10 protein-coding genes are annotated in these 12,740 nt (G+C 44.2%); all 10 read right to left on the bottom strand.

The features are described 5' to 3' along the window. Positions 1 to 139: 139 nt before the first annotated feature. The 10 genes from ID165_RS03290 to ID165_RS03245 all read right to left on the bottom strand — a co-directional run bounded on the left by ID165_RS03290 (position 140) and on the right by ID165_RS03245 (position 12,731). Positions 140 to 1,072 carry a hypothetical protein gene (locus ID165_RS03290; RefSeq protein WP_192348969.1) on the bottom strand — a complete coding sequence of 311 codons (933 nt, stop codon included), beginning with the start codon at positions 1,070 to 1,072 and terminating at the stop codon, positions 140 to 142. A 152-nt stretch (positions 1,073 to 1,224) separates the two neighbouring features. Continuing rightward, positions 1,225 to 1,953, bottom strand: coding sequence for a hypothetical protein (locus tag ID165_RS03285; protein WP_192348968.1), 729 nt, complete (start codon positions 1,951 to 1,953; stop codon positions 1,225 to 1,227). Next, positions 1,898 to 2,242, bottom strand: a complete 345-nt coding sequence (locus ID165_RS03280) for a hypothetical protein (protein ID WP_192348967.1) — start codon at positions 2,240 to 2,242, stop codon at positions 1,898 to 1,900. Before ID165_RS03280 ends, ID165_RS03285 begins: the two co-directional genes overlap by 56 nt. An 842-nt stretch (positions 2,243 to 3,084) precedes the next feature. Then, the gene (locus ID165_RS03275; protein ID WP_192348966.1) at positions 3,085 to 4,107 is read right to left on the bottom strand and encodes a cytochrome d ubiquinol oxidase subunit II; all 1,023 of its coding nucleotides are present in this window, start codon (positions 4,105 to 4,107) and stop codon (positions 3,085 to 3,087) included. A 9-nt stretch (positions 4,108 to 4,116) separates the two neighbouring features. Beyond that, complete coding sequence (locus ID165_RS03270; protein ID WP_192348965.1) at positions 4,117 to 5,448, bottom strand: cytochrome ubiquinol oxidase subunit I; 1,332 nt, start codon at positions 5,446 to 5,448, stop codon at positions 4,117 to 4,119. A gap of 394 nt (positions 5,449 to 5,842) precedes the next feature. Further along, positions 5,843 to 7,513, bottom strand: coding sequence for a ribulokinase (locus ID165_RS03265; protein ID WP_192348964.1), 1,671 nt, complete (start codon positions 7,511 to 7,513; stop codon positions 5,843 to 5,845). After that, positions 7,510 to 9,012 carry a sodium:solute symporter gene (locus tag ID165_RS03260; protein ID WP_192348963.1) on the bottom strand — a complete coding sequence of 501 codons (1,503 nt, stop codon included), beginning with the start codon at positions 9,010 to 9,012 and terminating at the stop codon, positions 7,510 to 7,512. The genes ID165_RS03265 and ID165_RS03260 overlap by 4 nt, the downstream gene beginning before the upstream one ends. A 58-nt stretch (positions 9,013 to 9,070) precedes the next feature. Next, entirely contained in the window at positions 9,071 to 10,012 is a 942-nt protein-coding gene (locus ID165_RS03255; protein ID WP_192348962.1) for a dihydrodipicolinate synthase family protein, read from the bottom strand. Beyond that, positions 10,009 to 11,481, bottom strand: coding sequence for a DUF3748 domain-containing protein (locus tag ID165_RS03250; RefSeq protein ID WP_192348961.1), 1,473 nt, complete (start codon positions 11,479 to 11,481; stop codon positions 10,009 to 10,011). Before ID165_RS03250 ends, ID165_RS03255 begins: the two co-directional genes overlap by 4 nt. 86 nt (positions 11,482 to 11,567) lie before the next feature. Next, positions 11,568 to 12,731: a sialidase family protein gene (locus ID165_RS03245; protein ID WP_192348960.1), complete on the bottom strand. Its 1,164-nt coding sequence runs from the start codon at positions 12,729 to 12,731 to the stop codon at positions 11,568 to 11,570. Positions 12,732 to 12,740 lie beyond the last annotated feature (9 nt).

Raw genomic sequence — 12,740 nt, 5'->3', positions numbered from 1 at the left:
TGATAATAATAAAGAGATTGCCGCACTCCTTCGTCGTTCGCAATGACGCTCCAAACTAATCTTGATTCTAGTCTCTTGACCCTTAGTTATTGATTCTCAAATCTTATGTCTAGATACTTTGTACTTGATACTAGCTACTTCAATTAAACTCCAAATTGATGCTTCCTCCGGAGCTTTGCATAGTTACAGGAACTCCCCCGCCGTTGATTTTACCCAGAATTCTATCCTTTTTCACTTCTCCGCTGAAATTGGAAAGTTTGGAATTGACCCTTCCCCCACTGAGATCAAGGTCTAGCCCCAATCCATCCGGAACTACTGCGGTAATGCTTCCTCCGCTGCTCTTCATCGTAAGTTCTTTCTCCACATTGGAAAGCTGGGCCCGGATAGATCCTCCACTGGTATTTGCGGAAATGCTGCCATTGATCTCTGACAAATTCACACTACCGCCTGAAGTATTTACATTTAGATCTCCCAAAAGTTGATTCACTTTGATGGATCCTCCGCTGGTCTGTACATCGACGTCTCCTTCAAAGTTTTCAAGTCTAAAAGAGCCTCCGGAACTATGTGTATTTACAGAGCCTGAGCTATTGACAACTTGAATACTCCCCCCACTTGTGGCTATTTCCTGCTCACCGTTCAACCCATCCACTGAAATCGATCCTCCGCTGGATTGGAATTTGGAAGACATTTCTGTTGGTACCTGGAGCTTAAATGACAGATTCAATTTGCTTCGACCGCTATTGTTTTTCTTTTTCACAATCACTGAAATGGTATTTCCGCTTTGGCTGATGTCCAGGTTATAGTTGTCCAATTCCCGCTCTACCTCCGCATCTTCCATCTCGATTTCCCTCCCGTTCAACTTCACATACATGTCGACGATCACTTCATTGCCACTTGCGCCGGTGACGGCAACAGAGGCTCCCGAAGTTTCTACGTTGAGATTGCCTGAGCCACTGAGTGTAAACTGCTTGGTGAGGTATGGATCTGCTTTAAAAGCAGTTGCAAAAGCAGCGAACTGCACGGATAGCAAAATAAGGACCAGAGAGGCTGAGGAGAATTTGAAGAGTTTCATGGGTATTGTGATTAGGTTCACCGTTGACAATGAACCTCTTATTTCCATTAGTATGCCAGTAAGAAAAAACAAGAAATCTGGCTGGAAATGGACATTTTTAATTTATCTCTCGTATATCTCGGACAGTTTTGTCCGCTGGTGGGCAAAATATTTTATTCAAAATAAAAATAACCTAATGGCACTTCTCTGCCCAGAAAATAACACAGTACCCGTTTTTTCTCGTCATCCGCGGCAAAATATCGGATATCATGGCCTGTTTCAATCACTTTTGACAAATTGACCTTAAGGTTAAATAGCAATAACCTACTTCGTCCTACACTCATAGGTTGCTGCTTTTCATCTAGTATAAAACCTTCACTACCTAAATAAGACCTAATTATCCATTCATCACCTATATGAACTTCTCCAAAGAACTTCAGTTTTCGTTTCTCATTGTCAAACTCCTTTTCACCGAGGATATGATATTTGATTGTCCCATCTGCATTATATAGGGTAAGAATGTCATGGTTGATATGTGCAAGCGCCATGATGTTATGCTTGTAGGAATAATCAAAAAACGCATTGGTTCTTTCACCGGTCAACTTAGGATGTTCCTCTCCAAACTTTTCAATGATTCCAGTATTAATATCCCATCTGCCCAGGCTAGCCCGAAAGGTACTGGGGCTGAGTACTTCCAAGCCTGTTCCCAACGCAAGACTGTCCGAGACAATATTCATCCCCGACAGAAAAAAATCGTAGGCAAAAGGCTTGGTTACCGTGGGCAGATAGTCTTGGTCCATCAATGCAGAATCGATGTCAAACTTGAACACTTTTATTTTCTCAAAATCAGGCACCCAAAATTCTCTCCCATTCGGTGTGATAGCAAGCCGACCAAAACGCATAATTTGCCCAGGAACTTACCCTATTATCCCTGTGCTTCCCAAATAAAACTAAGCGGTTTTTGTCAAAAAGATGAATTCCTTTTTCATAAGCACCCTTAAAATCCGATACAATCAAGTAATCTCCAAATATGGTAAGCGATAGATCTGACATGATCTGCTCAGTCTCCAGATCAGTTATTTTTGAGCTGACATCAATAACTTCAGCACTGCTTAGTTTAAATCGCTTAATTGATTTGTCTTTACAGCTAACAAAAATCAGTACTAACAATAAGTAGGGGCTGAATCTCATATTTTCTTTAAAATAACTTCGTAAGAGTAAAAAAATAAGAAAAATGTTGGTAACACTCCAAAACAATTAGTTAAAGTTTCCTGACACGAGTCATTTTAGTTTGAATTAGCTAGCCTCCACTTAAAGACATCCAATTGGTGCAATGCTAATGGCCTTCCGGTAGGCAGGCTTGTACTCATCTATTGCAGTCTTCAGACTGCCATTTATAACACATAACCAAACCCAATAAATCAAGCATATTTTTTGAGCATATCAGGCGAGCAGTCTTTTTACAGTCAAGAGGCTGCATTTCAAAAGTCCAAGTCTTAAGACTCAAGCTAGTGTAACGGTACATGAAACAATTACACAGTTGGCGCAAAGTCTTCAAACTTATGCCATGCTAAATGAGGCTGTCTCATAAATCAATTCAAGGGCCTGAGATTTGACTGTATGAAAATTGACTCAGATACCGATCCGAATAAAACAGAGGTTGCCTTACTTATGAGACAGCCTCTGTTTTGTGAAAGTGGTTAATAGAAGTCTGGAGATTTCATTGGTACGGGTCCAAGTCATGAACCTTGAACCACAGACTGCATTTTTAAAAGTTCAAGACTCGACCTAGCGTTACCGTACCTACTACAATTACTTGATAGGGCTTTCAGATTTTCATGTGTTTATAATTGGATTTTTTAAGGTCACATAGCCTGTCCCGTCCGCCGCAACAGATCGGGAGAATCTCACAGGGATGATAATCATCCCAGTGTGTGGCTTTTGAGTCATGCTCGATTTCATCATAAAATTAAATGACAAGCTGCGGCCTCTGCGAAAATCTCTGCATCCATTGCTGTTAATAAAAAAACACCTCACCCATTCGCTTGATTAATCTCTTTGTCCCCCTGAAAACTATATAGCAGATAAAATAGCGATGGCAAAATAAACACACTCCCGATCAGCAAAGCCCAGCCTAACGTTTCTACAGGTTTCCCAACAGCTGCGGAATTAAAAACAGATAGATTCTCTCCCGATTTGGTAATAATCATATCGGGAAAATAATGATAGCCAAAGGCCAGTAGAATCGCCGTAACTACAAACCCGCACAGAAAACGAACCAATAGATTACTACCGCTTCTTAATTGCATCCATAAAACAATCATTGCCAAAGTGGCCAGCACCAGAGTCCCGATTGTAATCCATTCTGTAAGCAGCAACTCTACAAGCGGCACCTCATCTATAAGCGAGGAAGCAAACACAAAGCCACCTGCCAGCACTGTAAATACTATAAACAGCTTGGCTTTTCGTACCACTACCAGTTTGACATCAGCTCTTTTGGCCTCGCCAACCAAAAAAACAGAGGCCAAAAAACCACAGATAGCCACAGTGAAAACACCAACGGAAATACTGAACAGGTTGAACCAAGGAAGAATATATGCCTCATAAAATCCCGCAGCTTCCGGATCTATTTGACCACCAACAGCAGCTCCGAAGATCAGTCCCAAGAAAAATGGGGTAATAAAACTCGAATAGGTGAAAATAAAATTATAGACTTTCTGCATATCATCCTGATACGCATCATAATGCCGAAAAACAAAAGCCGTCCCCCTTCCGATAATCCCGATAAGCATCAATGCCAAGGGAATATGAAGATGTACAGAAAGCATGGTGTATATAGGAGGAAAACCCACAAACAGAATCACGATGGCTATAATCAGCCACATGTGATTTGCTTCCCAGATCGGGCCGATGGTCTTATACGTAGTATCGCGAAGCTTCTCCCTCATAGAGAATGGAGTGAATATCTCAACGATCCCCGCACCGAAATCAGCACCACCGAGAAGAACATACATCAGCAGCGACAGACAAAGAAAAATGATAACTACATAGAGCATAAGTTCAGTTTAAGATTCAGCCGGCACATCCCTTTTTTGATTTAATGACTCAGGTACAGCTTTGATCTGCCTATAAAGCAAAAATGTCACTATGACTGTAAGCGAGAGATAAATCGCGGTAAATATGAAGAATGAATATTGGATTCCCGGAATAGGTGTCACGGCATCTTTGGTAAGCATAATCTCATAGATAATCCATGGCTGTCTCCCCACTTCGGTGACCGTCCATCCGGCTTCCAGGGCGATAAATCCCAGCGGTGTGGCCAAGACAAAAAGCCATAGAAACCACCGTTTGAGCTGCCAGCTTTTCTTTTTCCATAGAGCAATGAAATACAATAAGCTCAGCCCAACCAGGATCATTCCCAATCCCACCATAATCTGAAAAGCAAAATGCGTCACCATGACAGGTGGATGGTGTTCCTCAGGAAACTGATCCAACCCCATGACTTCCGCCTCAAAATCTCCATGGGCAAGGAAACTTAAAGCGCCCGGGATTTTAATGGCATAATTGACTTCCTTCGCTTCTTCATCGGGAATACCACCGATAATCAAGGGAGCGGACTTGCTAGTTTCGAAGTGTGCTTCCATTGCAGCAAGTTTCGCAGGCTGTCGTACGGCTATATCCTTGGCAGAAATATCCCCGGAAATAGGCTGAAGCAGCGCAGCGACTGCTCCAAATAAAATGGCAATGGTAAATGCTTTACGGTGAAAATCTCCACTTTTCCCTTTCAGCATCATAAAAGCATGGATTCCTGCCACCGCAAATCCGGTAGCTGCAAAAGCCGCCAGCGTCATATGCAGTGCCTGGGTAAACCAAGCGTCATTGAACATCGCTGCCACAGGATCTATATTGAGAAACTTTCCATCCACATAGTCAAAACCACTGGGACTATTCATCCATCCGTTCGCAGCTACTACCAATATCCCTGAAGCCAGGCCGCTGATTCCCACCACTACTCCCGTAAACCAGTGAAACCAGGGCTTGAACTTGCCCCAACCGTAAAGAAAGAATCCCAACGCTATCGCCTCGATGAAAAATGCCGTTCCTTCCAATGAAAAAGGCATTCCGAAAATAGGTCCTGCATGCAGCATAAACTCAGGCCAGAGCAACCCCAATTCAAACGACAGTACTGTTCCTGATACCGCGCCGGTCACAAAGAAAATTGCCACCCCCTTGCTCCAGGCTTTGGTCAGATCCCTGTAAATAGGATTGGCGGTTTTAAGGTATTTGTAATGGGAGGTTGCCATGAAAAACGGCATCACCATACCAATGCAAGCAAAAATGATATGAAACCCCAGCGAAAGAGCCATCTGAGACCGGGCAGCTAAAAGATCATCCATAGGATAACAAGCGATTGGTTTTTGAAGGAAAAATCCCCGTGAAAACAATTAAATGTCTAACTCTTTGACGCAGTTATGACCGGATTAGTTCATCAAACTTGGGGTTAATTTCATTAAAAAACAATCTCATTGGCAGTAATGACTGTGCTTTAATTGGTTGTCACTAATCTGTCAAGTATCAAGTTTAACTTGGCAACTGAAACTAGTGTCATGTTAACCAAAACCTGTAAGGTTTACACCATTGGTTTTGATGAATTAATCGAATTCTGCAGTTCCAATTGCAAAACCTGACAAGGTTATCCGGTATATTTTACCATTCACTCAACTCTTGATTCATGATTCTTGGTTCTCTCTGTCAACTTTAGTTTTACCGGATGCCGGTATCCATGATTTCTTACCTTATCACTTTGTTGTACTCCTCTTCCGTTTGCCCCAGTCTGATATAATCAAGGTATTTTTTGGCATAAAAATCCTTTTTCTCCCTATCGGGCTCATAAATCCTACTGAAACCGGGTCCCATCGCACTGATCGCACTGTCCATAGAAGCATAAACCCCGCATGCCACAGCGGCATAAATAGCCGAACCCAAGGCAGGAGTCTGGGTGGATGCCGTGATTTTGATAGTTCTCCCAAGCACATCAGCCATGGTCTGCATCACCAATTCTGATTTATTGGCAACGCCCCCTACTGCGATCACTTCATCTATTCGCAGGCCTTCCTCTTCAAATCTGTCTATGATTCTCTTTGAGCCAAAACATAAGGACTCAACCAGACTTCTGAACAAATGGGCGGCAGTGGTTCCCATATCCAATCCCAGCAATGCTCCCTGCAGCGATTCATCCGCATCAGGAGAACGACGTCCGTTAATCCAATCCAGTGCGACTATATTGCTGTCTCCTTCGGGCAGCTTTAGCGCTTCTTCAGACAGGTGAATCAGCATGGCTTCTTCCATTTCAGCAAGCAATTTCTCTTTTTCAAGACTATCAATATGCTTACTGTTTCGGATCAATTGAATGGATGGAGTGAGAAGCAGTCCTTTGAACCAAGCCAATACATCACCGAAACCGGCTTGCCCGGCCTCCAGGCCAATCAATCCCGCAAGTACAGATCCATCTACCTGACCGCAAATTCCCTTGATCAGTTTCTTATCCATTTCCTGTGGTGAGGCCACTAAAATATCACAGGTAGAAGTGCCTACTACTTTGACCAAGGCATGCTCCCGAATCCCCGCCCCCACAGCACCGGCATGCGCATCAATGGTTCCTACAGCGATAAGAGTATCTTCTGAGAGTCCAAGTTTGGCAGCCCATTCCCCACTGATTTTGCCGGCAGATTCATTGGAAGTATACGTATGAGTAAACAGGTTTTCCCTAAGATCGGCCAATGAATGATCTAGAGACGACAAAAACTCAACGGGAGGCAGACCATCCCAGTCCCCGTGCCAAAGAGCCTTATGACCGGCCGCACATCTGCTTCTTTTGACATGCATTGGAGACTGGCCCGTAAGAATACCCGTGATGTAGTCACAATGCTCCATCCAGGAATAAGCTGCTTTGGCGACTTCTGTGTCCTTGCGGTGAACCGATAGGATTTTGGACCAAAACCATTCGGAAGAATAGATCCCTCCGGAGTATTTGGTAAAATCCTCCCCTCCCCAGCTCCTCGCCAGTTCTGTGATTTCATTCGCTTCTTTGATAGAGGAATGATCTTTCCAGAGCAGCATCATGGCATTGGGATTATCTTCAAAGCCGGAAGTCATGGCCAAAGACACTCCCTTTTCATCCACAGCCATGGGGGATGATCCCGTGGTGTCCACACAAATCCCCTTGATCAGGTGCTTAGTTACTCCGGATTTCCGGACCACTTCTGTAATAGTTTTCTCCAACCCCTCCAAATGATCCAGAGGATGCTGTCTGAATTGACTTTTGGCAGGATCGCAGTAAAGTCCCTGTGCCCACCTTGGAAATAAGAAAACAGAACTCTCCAGAGTTGTTCCATCTTCGGTATTGACCAATACTGCGCGGACTGAGTCTGTTCCGTAGTCCAATCCTATTACGTATTTCATTTTGCTGTGACGTTTTTTGTTTTGGAAAAAAGACCTGTAAGTAGAAAGCCAACGATAAAAATTGTCAGTGTTCCCATCACGATTGTAAGATTGGTATGAAGGGTATTTTTAAATCCTTCCAGAGAAGTTCCTGTGAAGAGCACGGGGGAAAGACTCATCCATCCAATCACAAGCACTCCGCATAATACCCCAATTGCTGCCGCTTTTCCCGGAGCTTTTTTGACCACAAACCCAAGCAGGAAAAGACCGAGTATGCCTCCGCTGAAAATGGAGGATAATGCCCACCATGCATCCAGAGCGCTAGTGACTCCATTGAATGCCAAGCCAACCACTATACTCAGCCCCCCCATCACAAAAGAAGCAATCAACAATACCCGCATGGATTGCTTCTCTGTCGTGTTTTTGTGGATATACCTCCGGTAATGATCCGATAGAAAAACCGTGGCGGAACTATTGATGCTGGTGGAAACCGTACTCATGCCTGCAGCAAATATGGACGCAATCAATAATCCGGTCAGTCCCGTGGGCAGTCCCGATACGATAAAATGGGGAAAGACTTTGTCGGCATTTTCTGCCATTTTCAGATTTTCGGGAAGCAAGTCCGGAAATACCTGGTAATAGGAAAAAAGTGCCGTGCCTATAAAGAAAAACAAGAGAGATACAGGCACATACAAAAGACTGCCAAACCAAGTAGAGCGCTTTGCTTCTTTTTCAGTCCGGGCGGTAATGTATCGCTGGATGTAGCTTTGATCAATCCCGAAATTCTGGAGATTGATAAACAGGCCATACACCAGAATCATCCAAAAGGTAGATTCCACAAAATTGAACTCGAAACTTCCCAAGCTGAATTTATCAGCTTCAGCTGCGATGGTAAACACTTCCCCGGGGCCATTGGGCATGGAAAACATAATAACCAAGAGGCACAGTACTGCTCCACCTATCAACACAATACCCTGAATAGCATCTGTCCAGATCACCGCTTCAATTCCTCCCAGCATGGCATAGACTATCACGCTTATTCCGGTGCAGATGATGATCAATGAAATACTCCAGCCAAACAGCGCATTCATAGGCAGCGCCAGCAGATACATGATGGCTCCCATTCTGGCCAGTTGTGTCAGCAAATAACATACAGACGCATAGGTTCTGGCCCAGGGGCCAAACCGTGTTTCAAGGTAGTAGTAGGCGGATTCACTCTGTAGATTTCTATAGAGTGGAACAAAATAGCGTACCGCTATCCATGCTGCCAAGGGAATGGAAAGACTAAAGACGAAGCCGTTCCAATTGGATAAATAGGCATTTCCGGGAAGAGCAAGGAAGCTAATGCTACTGACAAATGTCGCAAAGATGGACATTCCTATGGCCCAGCTTGGCAGACGTCCTCCCCCGGTAGTGTATTCCAGTGCGGTTCTTTTTCGGAAAGAAAAAGAGATCCCAAACAGTACAATTGCTGCCATATACACCAGAAAAACTACTAAATCTATTATCGGTAAATCCATTACTAAGAGGTATTTTGGGGTTGACAGGAAGCTTGCCTCACTAAGAAACAGGTCTTTTTTAAGAGGATTGAGGCATTAATGAGGATGCTATTTTCTCAAAACGGGATCGGAGTTCGAGTTCTTCAGCTTCTGAAAAGGGATATAAAGGAGGTGCAAACTGAGGCTGACATAATCCAAGAAAAGACATAGCCGTTTTCAAACCCTTCATGTAGCTGGATTTGTAGTGTCCTACCTGATAGATAGTTCTGCTGATCTCCATCACGGCATGCTGACAGGATTTTAGCTTATCAAAATCCCTGTTAAGCGCAGCTTCGTACAGTTCGACATAGAGCTTTGGAAATAAATTGGCACCACCACAGACACCTCCAAAACTTCCCATCAAAACGGTCTCAGCCATCATTTCTTCCGGACCGACCATCAGCACGAAATCCTCTTGGTCTTTGAGTATATGACAGAGCGACTGAAAATAAACTGCATGGGCGGAACTGTCTTTCAACCCAATAATCCTTTCATGGGCGGCCAGCTTGACCACTGTATCCACTTCTATAGTGAGCTTGGTGTGGGAAGGCATATTGTAGAGAAACATCGGTAGGGAGATGGAATCAGCCAGCTGCTTGAAGTAACTGTATAATTCCTTCTGGTCAATATTCACATAGAAAGGCGGAGCGGCTACGACGGCATAGGCCCCTGCCGAAGCGGCAATCTCTGCCAGATCAATACTTTCTTCTATGGAAACGTCGGTAACCCCCACCAACACCGGCACCCTATCTTTTACCAGACTACAGGTCTGCCTGATCAGTTCTTTGCGGGTTCGGTAGCTCAATCCTGAAAACTCACCGGTGGTCCCGAGTATAAAAATGCCGTGAACTCCGCCCGCAATCAAATGTTCGATTAGTTTTTCCACACTTTCAGAATCCAGGGATCCGTCTGCATTCAGCGGGGTTACCATAGGTGGAACAATGCCTCTTAAAGGCTCTTTTGTTTTAGAAAATTGTGTCATAAGTAGTGATCAACCAAAGTTGATAGGTTTAATGTAAAAATTTGGAAAAAAGCCTGATCTCCCTGACCGACTTTTCTATTGTATGCCAACCTGTACTCAGAGTTGGACCAGTTAATATTGCTAAGTGATGTTGTTTGGCTATTGGGGTTGGCTAAAATCTGCATGGTCACTCCATCTTCCACCCGCGTCACATAAATGGCTTCTGCTGCTCCATATGCCAGATATTTTCCATCCGAACTCAAAGAAAAGGAAGTGTCGGCGGAAAAATCATTCGTCGTGACGGGAAGTATATCTCCTCCATTTGGAGAAACGGAAAAGATCTGAGTAATGCCCGCCTCGTCTTTTTGATAGAAGTAAATGGAATTTCCATCCGGAGAACTTCTCAACCACTGCCTTGGCCCCTGTACACCGGGATATTTATTTGTGGTGATGAAAGTCAACCTGCGCTGCTTTACCCCAGCCGGAACGGAAGGCAATTCAGTCCTGCTTCCTGCGTCTACAGTGTCCAAAAGGCCAATAATATTCTCGGGTATATCCGCTATAAATACCTCCGTTACTATCTCTCCTGATGCAGAAATCACATCACCCAAGAAAGCCAACGCTACTTTTTGGGCTTCACCGGTTGGCTTTGTATAGCCGGAATTTCCTACCCAGCATTCCTCGTAGGCCTTAGCTATTTCATCCGATCCGGGCTGGGGGTTGGCTTTTACGTTGGCCAGTAAAATTGCAAACGCATTCCCGTCGAAATTCTCCCCATTTTTCTCACCTTCAACGCGAACCCGGTGGCCGGGCACAAATGCTCCCACAGTTCGAAGATCCTGTATCCTTGGATTTGTCTGTGATTCATTTGCCAGAATTGCGTCGTTGTAGGTAAAACTTACAAACTGCCCTTCTGCACTATAGGAATATGCATGCGTTCCCCCTCTCAGGGCTCCTTTGGTGAATGGAGCAGTCACATCCCGGGCTTCCAGGGGTTGGGCGCTATTGGACTTATCCAGATCAAGCTGCATAGCAAACCGCCGGGTAATTCCATAGGGTATTTCTGCTGACGCATTCATTAAGCCATGAATAAACACCACCTCATTTTTCTTGGGATGAAAACTTACGGCTCCTGTCCCAGGACCATAATCGGCCTGATTCTCCAGCTTATAAGCAGTTTGAATTTCCTTCGAGGCTACATTGACAAGTTGGATAGAACCATTCTCCCCGATTTTGGAATCATCATTTCTATTGTCAAACACCAGGTACTTACCATCGGGTGAAAATGCCTGTCGTTGATTCAGAAAATGTCCTTGCTGACCAAAAGTCAGTTGTATTTCCTTTACTGCAAGTGTATCTGAAAGTTCTCTTTCTTTGTCCACATTTGAATAGTTTAAATAACAGCCTAACACAGATCCCTGCAATAGAATCAGCATCAAGAATCCAACTTCCCGAAACAACAAACCAACGTATTTTCCTGAATGTACCATGCCAAAGGATTTAGTGGTTTCGCTAGGTAGTTGAAGGATTTAGTGAGGAATGGCAGCTTCTGATTCTACCCGAAGCTATCCACCGATTATTTCCACTCTTCTGGATCAAATACAGTAGCTGCTATATATCGGTAGGGCTTGGTATCGGGCTGATTGGAATTATTCCAATAGTATATCATCACCAGCTTTCCATCGGCTCTTTGTATCATTTTGGGATATCCTACATCCCTATTTGCTCCATCTCCGCTCCGCAATATGATTTCATCTCCCCAGGATGTTCCATTGTTTTCGCTAAAGCGTACATGCACACGGGATCCATATTCGCTTCTGTGGATATATCCCAGTGCCAAGCGGCCATCTTTCAGTTGGACCAATGCAGGTGGTGATCCCCCTCTTCCGGTATCGGGAGCAGGATCGACTAACCTATTCCAAGTATTTCCATTGTCTTTGGATATATAGCTTGAAATCAAATTTTGACCGTTCTCCAATCTCGTTCTTATCGTTGTCAACCATACATTTTCCGATAATAGTACCGATGAGGGCATGATATCGAAGCCTCCATGCTCAGAAGTAATCCATGAGACCAAATCCCAGTTCAACCCACCATCTTGGGTTCTTACGAATGCTACCCTGCCCTCTTTTGAATTGGATTTTGCGGTGGTCACAAAAGCACTCAGTACTTGCTTTCCCTCCACATGGTAATCTGTTCTATTTGCTATTCCGGAAGTTCCCATACTTGGAAATACATACGGGCCTTCCCAATGCGCTCCCTTATCCCGCGAATAATAAAAATGACTGGGGCCGTCATGATTATTATGCCTCAAGAAGGTTAACAGAAAATCCTCAGAGGTAAAATCCGGCATAGCTTCTTTCAGCACTACAGGTTTTTCGGCTCTATCCGGATTGATATTATTGTCATGCCCCCAACCTGTCTGCCCCAAGGAATAAGCATCTTGGATTTCCCAAGTCTCACCACCATCCAAGCTTCTGGCATACTGATTCTCTGCAGACTTGGGATCATAGGTATGCAAGCCCGGCTCTGACTGATTGAATGAAGCTTTGACAAAACCTACCAAAATTTCATCGCCCCAACCCCAGATGCCATGATTTGCAGGCCATCCGCCGTATTGACCATCTTCTTGGAACACCACCTTATGTTCAATAAATTTTTCTTTTTGCTGGGCAATTGCCGTGGAAATTCCTGCATATACCAGACAAGCAAGTACTATCCCCTCCTTTAAAAATCTCATTTTTTATGT

The organism is Algoriphagus sp. Y33, assembly GCF_014838715.1.
Lineage (GTDB): Bacteria > Bacteroidota > Bacteroidia > Cytophagales > Cyclobacteriaceae > Algoriphagus.
Note: the sequence above shows the minus strand (reverse complement) of the source record. Positions and strands in the feature narration are given on the sequence as shown.